At 42.2% G+C, this 18228-nt stretch carries 18 protein-coding genes and 1 riboswitch; of the genes, 8 read left to right on the top strand and 10 right to left on the bottom strand.

Annotated elements, in window-relative coordinates; genetic code table 11:
- From UF75_RS26195 to UF75_RS08920, 4 genes are all read left to right on the top strand, one after another.
- The coding region (locus tag UF75_RS26195; RefSeq protein ID WP_052693080.1) for a YncE family protein at positions 1 to 1302 on the top strand (1302 nt) is incomplete at its 5' end.
- 282 nt (positions 1303 to 1584) lie between these two features.
- A complete protein-coding gene (locus UF75_RS08930) occupies positions 1585 to 3291 on the top strand; it encodes a hypothetical protein (RefSeq protein WP_242860171.1) in 1707 nt (568 codons plus the stop codon).
- A gap of 217 nt (positions 3292 to 3508) precedes the next feature.
- Positions 3509 to 4459, top strand: coding sequence for a glycosyltransferase (locus UF75_RS08925; protein ID WP_045574257.1), 951 nt, complete (start codon positions 3509 to 3511; stop codon positions 4457 to 4459).
- A 40-nt stretch (positions 4460 to 4499) separates the two neighbouring features.
- Positions 4500 to 5501: a glycosyltransferase gene (locus tag UF75_RS08920; protein WP_045574256.1), complete on the top strand. Its 1002-nt coding sequence runs from the start codon at positions 4500 to 4502 to the stop codon at positions 5499 to 5501.
- A 179-nt stretch (positions 5502 to 5680) separates the two neighbouring features.
- On the opposite strand, the gene UF75_RS08915 is transcribed toward UF75_RS08920, so the two are convergent.
- The 6 genes from UF75_RS08915 to UF75_RS08890 all read right to left on the bottom strand — a co-directional run bounded on the left by UF75_RS08915 (position 5681) and on the right by UF75_RS08890 (position 10546).
- The gene (locus UF75_RS08915; protein ID WP_045574255.1) at positions 5681 to 5908 is read right to left on the bottom strand and encodes a hypothetical protein; all 228 of its coding nucleotides are present in this window, start codon (positions 5906 to 5908) and stop codon (positions 5681 to 5683) included.
- 204 nt (positions 5909 to 6112) lie between these two features.
- Complete coding sequence (locus UF75_RS08910; RefSeq protein WP_045574263.1) at positions 6113 to 6427, bottom strand: hypothetical protein; 315 nt, start codon at positions 6425 to 6427, stop codon at positions 6113 to 6115.
- 241 nt (positions 6428 to 6668) lie between these two features.
- Entirely contained in the window at positions 6669 to 7751 is a 1083-nt protein-coding gene (locus UF75_RS08905; protein WP_045574254.1) for a DUF6385 domain-containing protein, read from the bottom strand.
- A 445-nt stretch (positions 7752 to 8196) separates the two neighbouring features.
- Positions 8197 to 8943, bottom strand: a complete 747-nt coding sequence (locus UF75_RS08900; RefSeq protein ID WP_045574253.1) for a UPF0280 family protein — start codon at positions 8941 to 8943, stop codon at positions 8197 to 8199.
- The gene (locus UF75_RS08895; protein ID WP_045574252.1) at positions 8944 to 9345 is read right to left on the bottom strand and encodes an NIL domain-containing protein; all 402 of its coding nucleotides are present in this window, start codon (positions 9343 to 9345) and stop codon (positions 8944 to 8946) included.
- A 4-nt stretch (positions 9346 to 9349) separates the two neighbouring features.
- Entirely contained in the window at positions 9350 to 10546 is a 1197-nt protein-coding gene (locus UF75_RS08890) for a homocysteine biosynthesis protein (RefSeq protein ID WP_045574251.1), read from the bottom strand.
- Positions 10547 to 10672: 126 nt separating this feature from the next.
- Positions 10673 to 10799: riboswitch (SAM riboswitch) on the bottom strand.
- Positions 10800 to 11212: 413 nt separating this feature from the next.
- On the opposite strand from UF75_RS08890, the gene UF75_RS30690 reads away from it, so the two are divergent.
- Both UF75_RS30690 and UF75_RS08885 read left to right on the top strand, forming a co-directional pair.
- Entirely contained in the window at positions 11213 to 11338 is a 126-nt protein-coding gene (locus tag UF75_RS30690) for a hypothetical protein (RefSeq protein ID WP_282433788.1), read from the top strand.
- A gap of 262 nt (positions 11339 to 11600) precedes the next feature.
- Positions 11601 to 11939: a P-II family nitrogen regulator gene (locus UF75_RS08885; RefSeq protein ID WP_045574250.1), complete on the top strand. Its 339-nt coding sequence runs from the start codon at positions 11601 to 11603 to the stop codon at positions 11937 to 11939.
- Here UF75_RS08885 and UF75_RS08880 read toward each other — a convergent pair.
- The 3 genes from UF75_RS08880 to UF75_RS26190 all read right to left on the bottom strand — a co-directional run bounded on the left by UF75_RS08880 (position 11936) and on the right by UF75_RS26190 (position 15901).
- A complete protein-coding gene (locus UF75_RS08880) occupies positions 11936 to 13195 on the bottom strand; it encodes an ammonium transporter (RefSeq protein WP_045574249.1) in 1260 nt (419 codons plus the stop codon). The two genes, UF75_RS08885 and UF75_RS08880, sit on opposite strands and share 4 nt — an antisense overlap.
- Positions 13196 to 13524: 329 nt before the next feature.
- The gene (locus UF75_RS08875; RefSeq protein ID WP_045574248.1) at positions 13525 to 14421 is read right to left on the bottom strand and encodes a DMT family transporter; all 897 of its coding nucleotides are present in this window, start codon (positions 14419 to 14421) and stop codon (positions 13525 to 13527) included.
- A gap of 157 nt (positions 14422 to 14578) precedes the next feature.
- On the bottom strand, positions 14579 to 15901 hold the full coding sequence (locus UF75_RS26190) for an N-acetylmuramoyl-L-alanine amidase (RefSeq protein ID WP_052693078.1): 1323 nt from the start codon (positions 15899 to 15901) through the stop codon (positions 14579 to 14581).
- A 153-nt stretch (positions 15902 to 16054) separates the two neighbouring features.
- Between UF75_RS26190 and UF75_RS08860 the strand changes: the two genes are divergently transcribed.
- Positions 16055 to 16498 (top strand): ferritin-like domain-containing protein, encoded by a 444-nt coding sequence (locus tag UF75_RS08860; RefSeq protein ID WP_045574247.1) that lies wholly within the window; start codon positions 16055 to 16057, stop codon positions 16496 to 16498.
- Between the two features lie 10 nt (positions 16499 to 16508).
- Here UF75_RS08860 and UF75_RS08855 read toward each other — a convergent pair whose 3' ends face one another.
- Complete coding sequence (locus UF75_RS08855) at positions 16509 to 17363, bottom strand: ATP-binding protein (RefSeq protein ID WP_052693077.1); 855 nt, start codon at positions 17361 to 17363, stop codon at positions 16509 to 16511.
- A gap of 373 nt (positions 17364 to 17736) precedes the next feature.
- Between UF75_RS08855 and UF75_RS28120 the strand changes: the two genes are divergently transcribed.
- Entirely contained in the window at positions 17737 to 17880 is a 144-nt protein-coding gene (locus tag UF75_RS28120; RefSeq protein ID WP_156146323.1) for a hypothetical protein, read from the top strand.
- Positions 17881 to 18228 lie beyond the last annotated feature (348 nt).

Here is an 18228-nt window from a genome sequence, read left to right as displayed (position 1 = left end):
ACTACAGCTTATGTGACAAAAACTCTCGGAAAGTGGAAACTGTTTCTGTCATTAGTATTCCAAACCCATTCCGTGGTAAGTACCATAACGGTTGGCACAAGTCCCATCGATGTCACTATTGCCCGTGATGGCAGCCGTGTCTACGTAAGCAATGGAGGCAGCAATTCAGTCTCTGTTATCAATCCAGTCACCAACACCGTCATCGCTACGATCCCAGTCGGTACTTCACCCAACGGGCTAGCTGTTAGCTTGGATAATACAAAACTCTTTGTGGTCAATAGCGGCAGCAATAACGTCAGTGTCATAAATACCGCAACCAATGCACTATTGAGCTTAATCCCAGTCGGCTCAAATCCTCAGAAAATCGCAGCAAATCCTGTCAATCCAGTCTTTATGTATGTCAGCAATTTTGGGTCTAACAGCGTTTCCGTACTTTCGACAACCGGACTTAACGTGATCACTACAATTCCTGTTGGCATAAACCCTCTAGGACTAGATGTAACCGGCGATGGCACCCAGTTATGGGTTGCCAACGAAGGAGATAGCTCAATTAGCATCATAAACACACTTACCAATACCATTGCGGCCGCACTTCCGACTTCTTTCCCTCCACGGGGTGTTACCGTGGGTAGAGTTGGATCTGCCTTGTCACCAAGTGACCCCATTGATTTGACAGACCCTTATCAACTCGAAGAAATTACCGAATCCGTCTGCATCATTGTTGAAAAGGTTTATGCAAGTTGTCTTCAAAGGGAATGCTTCCCAGCCTTCACTGTGACCCTACCCACGGGTGTTCCTCCGTTCACCTTTATTAGCATGACCTTCGCTACAGGGGTAATCGTTCCCGGCAGTGTTGTCATCACACCCATTCCAGCACGACCTAATTTCTCAAGAGTTCAGTTCACAATCCAAATCCCCTATACGTTAACCTTAAGAGACGCAACCGGTGCTTTGTTCACCCTAACCGGAAATCTACCCGATATTAACAAAGATATTGTGATGTACTTCCCACCCACTCGTCCAGAATTCGACTTCAACCTACGCGTTGAAACAAGAACTGAAGTATTAACTAGCCCGCTGTTCACGGTAGCTACGATTCAGCTTGCAATAGGAAGCTTTGTGATCACTAAAGTTACTGGCTTAGTACAACTTCTTGTTCCAGCCTTTGGATTCTGCCCAGAGCCTCCACTTTGCGAAGAATTCCCCAATATTCCAGAAAATCCATGTCTAAATTTCTTTGACACGAATCTCACTCCTTTCCCTAGTGATTTCTTCCCACCTCAGTTGGATACTTGTCAATAATCCTTAGATGTGCCCCCCTTTAATGTAATAAATTGTTTTGCCTTTTCTGTCAGAAAGGGCCGTCCATAACGGCCCTTTCTTTGTACAAGGCAAGAAGTATAACTTTCTAGAAGCATAAGTGCAACTAAGCGGCCGCCTTCGCAAGCTTGGCGCCAGCAAGTTTTCTTTACACGGAATGGATCACTTGTTGACCATAAAACAAAGGAAGTGATCGTATTGGCTTTCCTTACTCGAAACACTTTGACGTCCCTTCTCCTCACGTATGAAAATGACTCCTGCTACTTGCACATAGATTCTCAAGGGTGTGCCCTTTTCAATGAAAGCAGTCAGGATCCCTTCTATCGAATCCAAGAACCAGTGCTTTTGGCTCATGGAATTATGACTGATTCCAAAACCATTCATCTGGTAGTTCTAAAAACAAGCGGGGATCTGTGTTACACTCTTGTTTCTGGAGCAGGGGCACCTCAGACGACCTTAATCGCCAAATTAGACGTTCGTGGCACAAGATACCGTCGGCTTTTTCTTTTCCCACAAGGTAAGACGATACATATCTTTTACGCTTCGACTCATCAATCCATACCGGAACTTTGGCGGATAGAACATCGTTTTTGGAACGGTACCTCCTGGAGCAGCACTCATATGGGTGAAGTTGTTCACTCTCGAGAACCCCTTTATCACGTCAACTTAGATAGTCAAGGAAACCTTCATTTCTTAACCGTTACCTTTCAAGGTCGCCATTCCCTGCTCTTTACTAACCGCTTTAACGGAACATTTCACATATGGGGCTCACCAACCGAAACCCTAAAGATTACGGGTGAAGTCATGGATATGGCGACACTGATGACCTCCGACAATGTTCATCATCTCTTCTGGGTTGTAAAAACTCCCAATGGCCAGTTTGAACTTCGCTCAGCACAGCAAATCGACGCCCATGAATTAGCCAGTCTTTGGCACCCCTCACCCGCTCCCATTAAAACCTTTAATACCCCTTGCAAAAATTTGGGGGCTTTAGAAATCAACGGGGTTCTTTGGCTGCTTGTTTATACAGGAGAAGAAGTCATAATGCAAAACGATGGCAAAGGATGGAAATTAGTTTCCTCTCATACCCCTTTCCATCAGCTCATTCAATGGGTGCATAAAGGCAGAAGGAATTTCCATCAGACTTACTGGTTAGAAGATCAAGGGGTAAGACACGCTCCGGCATATTACCACGAATTAGGCTTCACTATTTATCAACAGACTCCTACGCAAACTCCATACCAAACCATCTCCACCCAAACTTATCATCCGGTTCCTCCTCCTGTGCCCGCTTTCTATCCCGAGCAACTATCGTCCCATTGCGATCCTCTTTCGGCGCCTTCTGTTGTGGAGAATATTAGCATGGCTTTCCCGTCAAAAATTTCCCTCCTTGCAACCCATTCCGCGGGTGATTCGGAGGAGGTCTCTATGACATCCCCGACTATCGAAGTATCCAAGCTCATCGAACTATCTGAAACAACCGAAAGCCTTGAAAGAGCAGTGACCTTTAAATTACCCGAAGCTCCTGAAGATGAACTCGAAGCCCCTAACGTATCTGAAAAACCTACTGAGGAGGTCCTTCAGCCCTTGCCTATAAAAGAAAACGACGAATTCCAAACTTTAATTAAAACAGTCGCCCATCTCGAGCAAGAAAACTCGCTTCTTAGCCTTGCAGTTCATGACATGCTCTCTAAGTTTGACCAAATCATAGGAGTTATTTCGGAAAATGCCCTTCAAACTAAACAAGAGGATGATCTCCCGCTTTTCGATGAACTTGAACCAGTTAAGGAAGCCATGTCCCATCTGGAAAGAGAAACTCAAAGTCTATCTCAAGTTCTCCAAGGTATGTTGGTTAAGCAAGAAGAGCGTGACTCTTCTCTTGAGAAGCTGGAAACTCAACTTAGTCAACTTCAATCCGACAAAGAGGATCAAAAAAATAAAGGGGGTTTTTGGAACAAATGGATCACCTAGATTTAACCACCAATCTTGCAGAAATTTTATCCACCTATCCACAGACGGTCAAGATCTTTAGGAAGTTTGGCATTTTGACATTCGGTTGAGGGGCCAAAAGTTTACTCAATATGAGCGTGGAGCAGGCTGCTCAACGATACCATATTAACTCTGCAACCCTCATTAAAACCTTGGAATTTGCGATTGAAGAATCAAACCATCAATGGAGACACTATGAATGAACGTTTTGTTTTTAAATGATTCCTCCTTATTGTGTCATGGGTTGGCCTCGGGTTTCTCACCGATGGATGACATCCGCTCTGTCCCAGTCCACCAATCCGATTGGGAAGAGCGTTTAAATGCAATGCTCCGAACTTGGAAACCTAACTTTGCTTTAGCTGAGGGGGTTTCGATTTCCACAGTAGCTCCGAGACTATTTCCTCTTTTACGCCGTCATGCTCTGCCACTCGTCTATTGGGCTATTGATGATCCGCCAGACTGGCGCAATATGTCCCGCCCTCTGGCCCGCGGAGCCAGTTTAGTTCTTACCCCCGCCCAAGAATGCCTTCCCCTTTATCGGCAGGAGAAACACCACGCCCGGTTTTTTCATTTTGCTTGTAATCCTTTTTTTCATCATCCTTCAGAACCGTCGCAGGAGTATGCTTGCGACTTACTTCTCGTTGCTAATTACTATACTGCGTATCCCCAACGGAGAGTCGGAGTAGAAATAATTCTTACTCCCTTACGTTCTGGACCGTTTCATCTAAAGGTTTTCGGAAATGAACAATGGCTGACAAATGCGGACCGTTACACCATAGAACCAGAGGTGTATCAAGGATATTTGCCCTACGACCAATTACCTGTCGCTTATTCCTCAGCCAAGATTGTTCTAGGCTTACACTCTGTGATTGACTCTCCTTCGATGATGAGCATGCGAACGTTTGAAGCACTAGGCTGTGGAGCCTTTTTTCTCACGCACTGGTCCCCAGCCATTGAAAATATGTTTAAAAACCATGAGCACCTCGTTTGGAGCCGTCATCCGGACGAGACAATTGAGCTGGTACGTTTTTATCTTAACCGTGAGGATCTCCGTCATAAAATTGCACGTCAGGGCCAAGCGGAAGTTTATCAGAACCATACTTATCAACACCGTATTAATTCTATCCGCCAGGATCTCGAAAGGTTATAGACAAAATCCCTTATAATAGTATCTTTGGGGAGGATTCTTTATGAAAGTACTTTTCCAAGCCCGCCCGGACTTCATGAAAACCCCTGCCGGTGATACTGTGCAGATGGTTTCGACTGGGCAGGAGCTTAAAAAACTCGGCGTTGAAGTTCATCTTTCCACTGACCCTAATCATGATCTGTCGCCCTATGACTTAGTTCATATTTTTAATATTACCCGTATTAAAGAAAGCTACCTATTCTTTCTCAATGCCCAAAAGCAAAGAAAAAAGGCTGTCCTCTCTCCTATATATTGGCCCCCTAATACTTACTTTAAGAGAGAAGGTGCCAGTCCTAATGCCCTATCAGTCTGGAAACATATGCAACCTATGCGAGCTCGCCTCGTGCGGGAATGTGATCTCTTACTCCCCAACAGTCAGATTGAAATGGACGTTCTTCAACAGGACTTTCCCAAATCCGCGGCTTATGAAGTGATTCCAAATGGGTTTCCGGATTCATTCATCGGGGCAACCCCTCAACTCTTCCGGGAACAGTTCCCTGATCTACCCCAAGAATTTGTGCTTTGTGCAGCGAGAATCTCACCCCGAAAGAACCAGCTGTGGTTAGCAAAGGCTTGTCAGGACCTGAATCTTCCTCTCGTTCTCCTCGGACCTGTTAATGACCCTGCTTATTATAAGAGCGTAACAGCTACTTCAAACGTCACCCATCTAGGAACACTGCAGGGTGCACTTCTTGCGTCAGCTTATTCAGCTGCCATAGCACATGCCTTACCCAGTTGGTTTGAAACCCCTGGCCTATCCAGCCTAGAGGCCAGTGCTTGCGGCACACTAATAATCTCAACAGACCAAGGAAGCCCTCAGGAATATTTTCGGGACATGGCACTCTACGTGCACCCAATGGACGACCTAAGCTTACGTACAGCCCTTGAGCAATCGTTTAATGCCTCTCCTCTACCTTTAATGGAGCACGTACATAACCATTATTCTTGGTCCAAGGTTGGCAAGATGATGTTGGAGATCTATCAGAAATTAATCAATAGCTGCTAATTAATTAAAGACTATCGTCAAAAATATTCGACCTCTTTGAATATTAATGCTTTACGCGATAGGGCTTGACGGGTAATTTTTCGACAAAAGATGACTCCTGTACTATACAGAAATCATCTTTTGTAACACTTAGCTCAATTTGTCCTTGACATAGGTACCAGATTATTATGACTTCTTCCTTATTGTTTATCTTTAAGTTGAACCAATATTCTTTCTGCCATAGTTTTTAGATCATTTTTGACCCGTCCAGCTTGAACACTTAAATTTAAAAAATCAAGCACACCCACCACCGATCCACAGTTTGAGCATTGAACAAAGAGCAGGGCTCTCGTTGTCCCTTCAAGATTATTAGCGTGGACAACCTCAAATTGGCTATTTCCACATTTTACACAACGGGATTGTACCATACTTACACCCCCAAATTCCCCCTACTTCCTTAGCAGTAATAGTTTATGTCTGATGTGGGTTAATTGCCTCTTTCATATCAATTATAAATTAAGGCCCGGAATTTCCGGGCCCTTGCCAACAGAACAACTATAGAGGTTCTAGGTACTAGCCCTCTGCGAATCAAACACCTGGTCTGGATCGGACCCCGAGACCGCTTACCAAGTTCACCTACTCAACGACTTTGTATTCTTACTAAACGTATGAAAGAAATCATGAGCAAAGTTTGACCCTTTTCCGATCACAAGTCCCGTAATCCCGATACCTATTTGAGGATCCATGATCTTAACATCTAATAGCTCCAAAGCATTAATTCCGCTCTGAAATGCAAGGATTAACCCAAACGCTAAACTTAATAATTCCAAAGTAAGCGGCCTGAACTTATCTGGGAAAATCGGAATAGCATAAACAACATCTTTAAAAATTTCTACAATTTTTTCAACTACAACGGCCAAAAAAAAGACTAAAGCAAGTCCGTCCATAGCCATCTTCCCCTCACACCAAGGTTTTCTTCCATAATCCATTATATTCCAGGTCAACTTATATCGTTCGTTTGTAAATTTCATCCTACGCGTTTCCCGCGGAGGAAAAGAGTTTACCAGTCTCTTGCCATAACAGGAAATGACTATTATAAACTTGGTTTGTTTCAGTCATTTCCGCCCCACCTTTTAGCACTTAGGATAAGAGAAGTTAATTTATATTCAATATTTTATGTATCTAAATCTAATTTTGAGCCTGAACCCAAATTCTTAGCGTAGTTAAACTCTCCGCCCCATATGACAACCTTATATAACGCAGGAAATTTTTCGGTGTAACAATGATTAACATTTTTTCTTCCACCATTTGTTGCGCCCCCTCAAGTGCCCAATGAATTCCGTCGGGGCTAAGCTCAGCCTGTACATAGGCTTGATGATTTCCAAAATTATAAACCGCAAACGAAATGCGTGGTAACGACGAGACATCGCGTGTTGTCGTAAACAATCTGGTCTGGTTTGCAGTTACATCCTCCATACTTTCATGAAACCCATGTCCGCTAATTTCAACTTGGGCTCTTCCGCAAATGGACGTGGCTAAAGGAACCTGACTACTTCCATAAATTTGGACACTGTCGCGAAGGGGTGTCAAATTCCGAATATCCGCATTAACATTTGCTTGGACAGTTACTGGGATTTTTAACGGGATAGGCATAGCAAGTTTGATCGGCTTAATTATTTCACCGATCGTCTGGATAGAACTAATCTGGCGAATCTCTCGTCTTATTCTAATAACCCGTTTTATCCTGCGCTTTGGGGACAGGCAATGAGCTATTAGTTTGTATACGTAGAAAGACCCCTGACCTAAAATACCCGTTTCTAAACGCAGGAAGTTAAAAGCTGCCCCAACACTGATGATCTGTTTGAATGAATCATATTGATCATTATACTGCTGCTCAGTCTCAAGCTCCGACCCAGCTCTCACGTAATATTCCCAAGGCTTTGACACTTCTCCATTCAATAAGATGGGGTAAAGGCGTAGATAGGGCTGAGTTTCAGGCATAGCACACTTAAAAACAAGCGTAATAAGCCACTCCTTTTCCCTTTTTACATTAAGAGCAGCAGCGTCCGTTTGAATGATTCCCGCTCTAATGGCGGTTGTATTGGTAATTTCTAATGGGCCTTCCGTGACTTGGGGTCTAAAATCCCATTTTGTTTCATGATTACCTCCGATTTGAAGCCATGCCTCAGGAAATTGAAGTTGCTCCTTACCTGCTTTCTGGAAATCTCCGTTATAGACAGCATTGAACTTCCTTTTCAAATTTTTCCTCATTTTAACCCTCCACTACCGGGCAATTTACAAAGCACTTTCAACTTATCCTATCGATAAACCCATAAAAATAGCACTAAACTACTTTATAAAAGTACGAAGAATTAACTCACGACTTACGTCTAATTTCTAATAAATAGGAGTTCTAAAATCTATCCTTTCCAACTGTACAAAAAAGTGGTTAATGTGGCTAAATTCAGAAAAAAGAGCGAAGATAGTCTCATTAAAATACATATCCCAAAAACTGGGCATTGATTCCCCCCATAATTCGTGCTAAATTGAAGTTGTACAAGTTATCTAGCTAAAATAAAGACATTAGCGCAAAAACTTAAACCTCCCGACGGGGAGGTTTCTTTCTATGTATAACAACAAAGCACAAGCGTCCTCTCCACTTTGATAGTGAAATGGGACGCTTTTTGAAGATATCATAACTAATATCAAACTTATCTTAAACGTTCATAGGGATTAACTTAACACTTCCCCATACTGCCAAGCGGTCATCTTTTATAACTAATACACCCGTAACTCCTTCGATCCCTGAGGCAAATTCGAGGGCTCTTTCTAAATCATTGATTGTCTTAACAAGATTCCCGGTTGCTGTTGCAACCGCATCTGCTAGGGGTACAGAAGGAGAAATCACCACAACAGCATCCGATTTACCAAAGCTTAAAGAATGCCCCACTTTACCCGATGAAGTACATATTCCAAGAGGAGTTTGTTCTGGTCGGATCTCGATTGCAACACGATTGGAAAGCGGTGAATCCCCTGCAAAAACCCCGACCTTTCGGATGCGGCTTGTTCGCAAGAAGATATCTCCACCATTCTCCACAATGACATCTCTTGAGCGTTTGGCAATCGACTTCCCAACCAGCTCTGATATGACACCTGCAACCGCAGCCATTGGTCCCACGCCTGCAAGGCGACCAGCTTCTGCCATAGTCTTAACAATTAGAGGGGCATTTGGCAAGACAGTGTAAGGCGTCAGGGCCATGGCAAAAGCAGGGTCTTTCTGGATATAGTCCTCGAGCGGTCTACGACAGGCCCGAATCGTCTCTTCTATCCATTCAACCAGTTGGTCAGAATACCGTTCTTTCCGTACCCCAATATCAAGGTCCGTTTCCCCCACTGATAGTTGAAAATGGACCAGATCCTCCTGTCGATGACGTTGCCGATAACTGCGTTCGATGAAATCCAATTATAGACGGACCTCCATTGCCTTCATAGGGCAGACTTTTGTACAAAGTTGGCAAAAAACACATTGGTCTCCATCAAAGAGGACCTCCATTGAAGGTCTCTCCATATATAAGGCTCCGGTCGGGCAAATGCCTGTACACGCTCCGCACATGACACATTTTTCTTCATTACGGACAATTTCTTGATTAAGAGCCTGTACTGAAACCCCCAGATCACGCAGATAGCTTAGGCCCTTTTCACTTTGCTCCCCTGTAACCTCTAAAATCATGGTTCCTTCTTTTTGCGGGTTAACGTCGGCTTTTACTATATTCACCACTAAGTCATAATCTTTAACCAACCGATAGACAATCGGCTTAACCGAGATATCTGTCCCAAAACGCAAAACTATTCTTTTAGGCGACATTAAATCAAGCCTCCTTAATACTGTGAGCGATAAAGCCATCAGCGGGTGAGGGAAGAGCCTTAACAGGTTCTGTCAGGAGGAAATCGCCTTTTTGAATCCAACTCTTTAAAGTTGCGGCGATTTCACGCGCCCGAGGCATACTCGACAACGGAGCGGTTATGACTTCTTTACCATTTACCATGATCTTTCCACTCTTAAGTTCAGCATAACTGACATACCCGAGATTACCCGGGGTAAAGGATGGATAGGCTGCTCCATAGTCCACAATCGGAGCAAACAGTTCTTCATCTTTCTTAGCTGCATATCGGGCGATCTCTTCATTGAGAATCGGAATGGGAATCCCGATCCCAACACTGAGTGTCGCACCGTACCCAAGGTAACTAGTCCCGACAAGCCATCTGGGGCTCATTTGTTTTAGATTCCCCGTGACGGCAAGTGTTCCCCCAGCGCTCCCCAGTTCCTGACCTTCTTCGTTAATCATGGACGGAAAATGTTGTGTACCGTTCCAAGCAACATACCCAACCCCGCCGCCAAGAAATATCTTCGTACCTACTCCAATTGTCTTAAAATGAGGATCCTTTAAGAGAGGGCTCAGTTGTCCCGCAGTTGAAAAATTGGCATTGCCCAACTGAGGTTTAATCATGCCCATATAGGTATAAATTGTCCGATCCGTCAGGTTCACTGCACAGTTATAATTTTGATAGGCATTACGGGGATTAAAAAGAATTGCCTCATTGATATCATCGAGTGTGATAGTCGTTTCAAGGTTTCGGCGTGGATAGCAGTCTGTGCCATAAGCCAATGCTTTCAATTTGACCGGTTTACGTGCGACCAAGTCATGAATAACATGTCCCCCACCGTACCGAAATTCACCAGGATAGTTGCTGTTTAGTGGATCATCATCTGGCATCTCCGTGGCGCCGATATAGGCATCAACAGCTGCTATGCCAGTATATGCGGATACTCCGTTCAGCCATACTTTCTGCATCTTCATACGGGGCGTTGTATGGCCAAAGCTTAAGAAAGCACCTGAAGAACACATGGGCGCAAAGGTTCCCGTCGTTACCACATCAACTTCTTGGGTAGCCTGAGAGAGACCTTTTTCCTCTACAAGGGCGATCAATTCCTCAGCTGTTACCACGACTGCTTTGCCAGCTTTAATTTTGGCATTAATCTCAGCATATGTCTTTTCTACACTCATGAATGTCCCCACCTCCAGATTTGTACACTATGTCACTCATAGTCGTTTAGAAGATCCTTTAGTTCCTGATAATACTAAAAACCTCTTCCGTAAATAGAAGAGGCCAAATTTTAAATATCGACGCTCCTCTTATCTGCCAGAAGAATCTCCTGCAAGAATTAGCACCATGCTTGTGCCAGCCATGAATATCATAGCGAGCTTAGCTGGTTGCCGGGTTTCATCGGGCTAGTCCCTCCACCACTCCGGATAAGAGCATAGTTTATTCAATTCATTACGCTGAGTCTAACATTTGTCTCAAATCATGTCAATACAATTATCCTTTTATTAATAACGATCAATGCAATTTTTGGCAAAAATATTTCTACATTCACGACAAGGTCTAGTCTGTACCTCTTTTACAAGAAATAAGTTAATAACCTAATACTTTGTTTGGATAACTACCAAATATTACATGGTTACAATTATTTACATTTTACGAAGAATTACTTATAATAATTACAGGTTCATTTTTCGTCTTTTTCATGTAGTTTAGTCCTCTTTTGGACCTCCTGCTCTAAGGGGGTCCTTTTTTATACCTGATGTTCCTTCGATGGGCTCGAAACCTCAACATAATAATCCATTCATAGGGTTATCCTAAATGTATTCCAACATTAAGGGAGGAATACAATGGAGCAGTCTCAACAGAACAAGAGGAGATTCCCAAAACGTGAAGATCTCCCCTATAGCCACCAGCCAGACCAGGACGGACGGACCGATTACGGAAAAGATCAAGAAACAACCCATAAAGGATAAATCCTTAAAACAGCAATCGCCTTAATTTAGTCAAATTTTCGAGAGGAGGAAAACACATGTCAAATAAAGCGACCGATAAAGCTCAGACAGGGAAACCAGACCGAGGAAAAAATTCTCCTTTCAAGAAAAAGACTCCTCAAAGCCGGGCTTAAGCCCGGCTTTTCGTTTTAAAAGCATATTATCCTGAGAAAACATCTGATATAATATATAGTACTGTAGCTTATAGCCTATCAGACAATTTTTAAAGATAAAGGATGAAACCATGAAAAAGATCGAAGCGATTATTCGACCAGAAAAACTAAATGATGTAAAAATCATGTTATCAAACATTGATGTTCAAGGGATGACCGTCTCTAATGTCATGGGCTTTGGTAAACAAAAAGGTTACACACAAATTTACAGAGGGCAAGAAATTGAAACAAAACTTTTACCGAAGATCAAACTTGAAGTGGTTGTCCCCACGGAAAAAGTGGATATGGTCATTGCCGCCATCGCTGACACTTCAAAAACCGGGAAATTTGGAGACGGCAAAATTTTTGTCTATGACGTCTTGGATGCGATCCGTATCCGAACGGGCGAACACGGTGAAAATGCTCTCTAAATAAAGACATTCTCACTAAGTTCAAAGTCGGGATAGGCCTTCTCCCTATGCTGAGTTAAATCTAAGCCATTCGCTTGCTCATCCTCAGTTGCCTTAAGGGGGGTTAACTTTGCTATTCCCTTTAAGATAACAAATGTCATGATACCAGTAAACAAATACGTTGCGGCTACTGCTATTAATTGAATTAAAACGGGCTCAATTCCTCCGCCATTTATCAAGCCGTTTTTCCCCTGTGGATTAAGGCTTAGATCTGCAAAAATCCCAGTAGCTATCGTACCCCAAGTCCCTCCAATTCCATGTATTCCGAAGACATCCAAGGCATCGTCATAGCCTAATTTGGCCTTAAGGACACTTACGCCTAAATAACATACTCCTCCTGCAATAAATCCAATCAGAAGTGAACTACCCGTTGAGACATACCCTGCAGCAGGCGTAATTGCCACAAGAGCGGAAATAATGCCGCTCACTGCACCAAAGGCTGTAATCTGGCGACGATGAAGCCATTCCAATAGCGACCACCCAATCATTCCAGTTGCTCCGGCTATTTGGGTCGTTGCAAGAGCTAACACTGCCACGCCGTTTGCCCCCATTGCCCCACCTGCATTGAATCCGAACCAACCAAACCATAATAATCCACCGCCAAAAAGAACGTTGGGCATATGATGAGGAATATTCCATTCATATCCTACAGTGATCCGTTTGCCAATGACAAAGGCTGCCACTAATCCCGACACTCCTGAAGCCATTTCTACGACAGTGCCACCGGCAAAATCCAAAACCCCAAGATTTCGCATCCACCCACCCACTCCCCAAACCCAATGAGCCAGTGGGATATAAACAAAGGTACTCCAAAAAAGTACAAACAATATAAAAGCTGTAAAGCGCAATCGTTCAGCAGTTGCTCCGCTGATGACTGCAGGTGTAATAATTGCAAACATCAGTTGGAATAAGAAAAACAACAAATGGGGGATTGTCGGAGCATAGTCAAGATTAGGGGAAAGCCCAACACCCTTTAGACCTACCCAATCCAAATTACCTATTAAATGGCCGTGATCTGGTCCGAAGGCCAAAGAGTATCCAAAGACGACCCAAATAACCGTCACTAATCCTATAGCAGTAAAACTTTGCATCATGATAGAAAGCACATTGCGTTTTCTAACCATTCCTCCGTAGAACAATGCCAGTCCAGGGGTCATCAAGAAAACTAAGAGCGTACAGATAACGACGAAAGACACATCTCCAGTATTAATGGTCATCAATACTAACCTCCCAATATAAAACTTATCTGGCATAAACCTTTAGCTTGGCTCCTTCTCGCTGGATAGATCCGGTCATTGATGGCCAGAAAAACGCCATGTTATACTGAAAACTAGCCATAATTTACATACTAAAAATAATAAAAAGAAGCTCTAAAAAGCGCTGTTAAAAACGCCTCTTAGAGCTTCTTTGCTCTCAGATCTACAAGGATGTTTTTATTATAACTGTCCTAAATATATGTGTCTATAACTTTTTGCTAAAATACAGTATACAAGAAATGATCCTGCAAGTTTCCTCTTATAAGCTAAAGGGATGAGCACTTTTCGTTTTAGAGGAACAAAAGTGAAACCCCTATCAGGGATATAAAGGCTCCTATAATTTCCTTGGGGAATACTCTTTCTTTTAGAAAGAGAATCGAAACTGGAATTATCAGAATCGGAGTAATAGACATGATCGTGGAAACAATGCCAGTTGGTGCATGTTGAACCGCTAATAAGGAAAGTGAGACCCCTATAAACGGCCCAAAAAAAGATCCTATTGAAATATTTTTCATCGCCTTAGAATCTTTCAACGCTATGTAGACATTTTCCCAATTCTTTGAAACCGTAATAACGACAGCAAAGCCGAAAATTGCAGCAATTATTCTGATCTGAGTTGCTGCAACAGGGTTGTAGGACCCCATTCCAAACTTACTAAAAACTAGTCCGAAGGCTTGTCCCAGTGCGCCAATAAAAGCATAGATTAATCCCTTGATAGGATGAGTAAATTCAATTTTTTTATCCGTTGAACTTTTGGTAAGAATCACAAGGGCAATCCCTGAAATGGTAATCAGCATACCCGCTAAACCTAATAAAGTAATTCTTTCTCCCATTAGCACGAAGCCTGCTATTGCCGTGATCGGTGGTACAGTAGACATAATTAACATTGAAATACGTGAACCCACTTGCACATAAGCTTGGAATAAAAATAAGTCTCCAATCACAAAGCCTATTAGTCCAGAAATGGTTAACCAAATCCAAGTAGACCCTGAAGCATCAAAAGGTAAGATCATACCCCGTGCAAATAAATTAAACCCTGAGATTAACAATAAAGCTATGACAAGTCTGATAATATTTACGGACAGTGAACCAACCTTTTTCCCTGCTGATTCAAAAGCAACTGCAGTGATCGTCCAACATGCAGCCGTTGCAAGTGCAGCTATTTCCCCAAGATGTGATTGAACCATACTTCTCATTCCTCAATTCTAAACCCGATTTTCTCACTTAGTCATTATAGCAGAAAACAAGGGGACAGGTGCACTGTTTCTTCTTATCTGAAACAATGCACCTGTCCCTCTATTTCGTTCACCTGTCCCTCTATTTCGTTTCCCCTTTTTCTAATTATCATGATACCCCTTTAAAGTAATCCGCTATTTGTTGATATATCTTTTTTAACAAAGACGTTTCTCCTGTGTTGGAACTAATTTGCTCTTTGGCAATTTCATCATAGATCTTGACTATATCCTCACCGTACTTCAGCCCCGGTACTGCCCAATTTTCGTTTAGATCTTCCCAGTTTGGACAACTTCCTCTTTTCACCAAATTGAAGCGCGGGTCCACCTTTGGAATCCCATTGGGCAACGGCTCAATTGAAGCGTACGCAAATAGATGCTCTAAATGGGCCAATACCCCTTCTTCTTGTGAAGAAAAGGACGCGCCCGGAGCCCCACCTCCGATAGCCCCAATTCCAACAAAGTTGTTTTGATCAGCCTTTACATCTCCGCCGAATTTGAGGTAACCAGTTTCTAGGATCATTTGAGCCACCGCGTAACCCCATCTGATTCCTAATAGTTCTCCATTACTCTTGTAAAAAGGAACAATATCCGGTGCGGAGGGATTATTCTTAATTAGAAACTGGCGGCACTGCTCAACTGTAATCGTTTCTACGCCCATAATTGAAGTTTTCTGAGCTGCCAAAGGAGCTACATATTCAAAAACGTTCACTCCATCCGATGTTCGCTGTACAATGCCCTTGGTCGATTGGCCACGATTAACCGCTTCTTTAACTGTTGTAATCGCGCTTTCTTGAGAGCTCAAAGCCATAGCCTGCACGCCATCTAAAATAACACGGTACATAACATTAGGTGTTGACTGTTCTGTATTCGAAACGGGTTCCTTATATTGAACCCCAAAATAGTCGCAGATCCCTTTAGCATGAGCTACCGCAAGTGACTGACGGAAGTTCGGGTCCTTTAAATTTGCCGTGTCCTTAACTTGGTCAATAAATCCATTTTCGGTTAGTATTGCAGGCATACTCGTTTCCCTAAGCACGAATACATTTTGCGTTTTAACTCCACGATTTGCCCAACCACCCGCTTGAACAAGATAAGGTAAAACCTTATTCGCTGCCGTTTCTGCGCGTCCACCAGTACCACTAATTAACACCTCTACTCCAGTGCCACCGCCAGCATTAATGTGCACTGAAAGAAAAAGGTCTACTTGAGCTGCCTCTGCTATCTTCACGCGAGCAGATAGATCCCCATTTAAATTGTTTTGATATTCAGGCGCATAATCTCCAGCACGAGTAAGAATAATATTTATACCATTGTACTCAAGTATAGATTTAAGTTTAAGGCAAATGTCTAGCGTCAAGTCTTTCTCTTGCAATCCGTTACCTACAGCTCCTGAATCATAGCCTCCATGCCCCGGATCAATACACAGTTTCATCTCAACCACCCCTTTTCACATACTATTCAAGATGGTTGGACAAGGTTACTCATTTCACGATCGTTTATATTATCTAATACTAATTCTCGTACAAAACAACCTTTTTTATGAATTCCCAACAGTAATTTATGAAAATACGAGGTTTTAAGCAAATTGGACGATAAGTTAATTTTCCGTTTAAAGGAGTTCTATGCACTAGAAACATTTCAAGTCGCATTTTACGAAGCTCAAATTTCAACATCGACGGATGAATACTATTGTAAAGCCTTTGAAAAGATGGTCCAAATCGAAAGTGGTCATGCGGATTTTTTTGCTCAAGTATTAGAGAAAGCACAAATTGAACTCCCAACGTTTACTGGTTCATTATTTGATTTAGCCGGAGATTTTGTAGGCGAGATGGTAGGGTCAACGGGTCGGCATAATACATGCAAGCTGGGTATAGCATTAGAAAATAAGGCTATGCAAGCTTATCGAACGTTTATTACGGAGAGCAAAAATAAACATTATTCTGAACTCCGCGATACTCTTATGGAATATCTTCTAGATGAAGAATTTCATATGCTATGGCTGAGGGACTATATGACTCATCACAACTAAGAATTCGTGTTTATTCCGGCGGTTGGGGAAATCGAACTAAAAAAGTTGTTCCATCCGTGCCCGTCTTAAATTCTATAAGTGCATTATGCCTATCTGCAATACTGTAACACATTGGTAAGCCTAACCCGGTGCCATTTTCTTTTGTCGTGAAAAATGGAGTCCCAAGTTTTGAGATGTGCTCATTATTGATACCCTTTCCTTCATCTTTAATACTTAAAACGGCGATTTCCCCATCCATAAATGTTTTAATAGTTAGGCATCCTTCTAGGGGCATTGCTTCAAAACCGTTACGGGCAAAGTTTAAAACTAGCTGAGTAACTTCATTTGGATCTATTTCAACCTCTGTAATATCTGTTGGTTCAAAAACACACTTCTTACCTTGACTAAAAGCGTCTGCTTGGATTAAGGGAAATAAGTTAGTTAATAACTGGTTTAAACACTGTCGTCTCCTGACTGTCGGGTTATTCTTAGCGATTGATAAAAAATCAGTAATTATGGAATTCGTTCTATCGATTTCTTCAATCATCAGGTCGAAATAACTCTTATATGTAACCAAATCCGTTTTGTTTTGAAGCATTTGGAGAAAGCCTCTTATTGTAGTCATTGGATTTCTAACTTCATGTCCAAGACCTGCCGCCAATTGACCGATGACGTTAAGCCGTTCTAGTTTAGACACTTCACGTTCTAACATCGTTAATTTACGTTCAATATCTACCCTTTTCTCGAACTCTAGCTTAAGTTCTTCTGTTCTCTTATCTACCATTTCTTGAAGGTTAAGTCGATATGCCTTTAACTCTATTAACTCCTTTTTTATATCAACAAACCTTTCCCAATCTTCTATTCTATAGAATTTTGCTGCTATCAATTCAACCCCCCATTTCCGTTATTAATTAAATATTATTCGGAGATGGCTGATCTTACACAATTACTAGGTTCTTCTTAACTCAAAATATACACCTCCATCTCCTAAATCAAATATTTGTAAATACTTCTACATAACAAAATAAAATCCTTTAATTTACTTTCCTATCTGAAGAAACATTCAACTCTTTTATCTTCTGATCATACGCCTTACTCCTCCCATGAACATTTATTGGACAGGCTGGATAAAATATATTAATAACCCCTTCACTCTCATTTAAACAACCTTTTATGCTTTACAAATTTTTACTAGTATTATTAAGACAGAAATAACAAAAACTAGACTTGCTACAAAGTTAATAGGGGGTTTTTTTATAATGATGAGAATGATGAAAATGATGAGAATGATGAAAAGCAAAAAGAGTTTATTGAGTCCTCGATCTTTAGTCATCCATGCTATTGGTATAAGTGCTGCGGTTTGGTTAGGTAAGGCTTGGGGAGATAGATCTGAAGATTATTAAGTTCAGAGCAGCCTTTTGTTAGATTTGGGCAACGTTTGGGCAACTAAATGAAGTTTATGCAACCTCTGCATAAAAAACAAGACCCCGCAATCGATTGCGGGGTCTAAGTTAACAACGAGACGTAACTGCCATAAAGGATACAGCCCCCAGTACAGTGGCACCAGCCACCGCGTCTGAAGTTATCGTCCCTCCTACCCAAACTTCTAAGGATAGCTCTTAGCGCGAAGATGGGGGCTATCCTTGTTTGTTCAAATTTATTACCATCATAGAACCAAATTCTCAGGAGTGATTTATTTCCATATTGTTCCACATTATCCAGCCTATGCATATTATGTGCTATCTCTTAAC

The sequence above is a fragment of the Desulfosporosinus sp. I2 genome (genome assembly GCF_000960765.1).
Lineage (GTDB): Bacteria > Bacillota > Desulfitobacteriia > Desulfitobacteriales > Desulfitobacteriaceae > Desulfosporosinus.
Note: the sequence above shows the minus strand (reverse complement) of the source record. Positions and strands in the feature narration are given on the sequence as shown.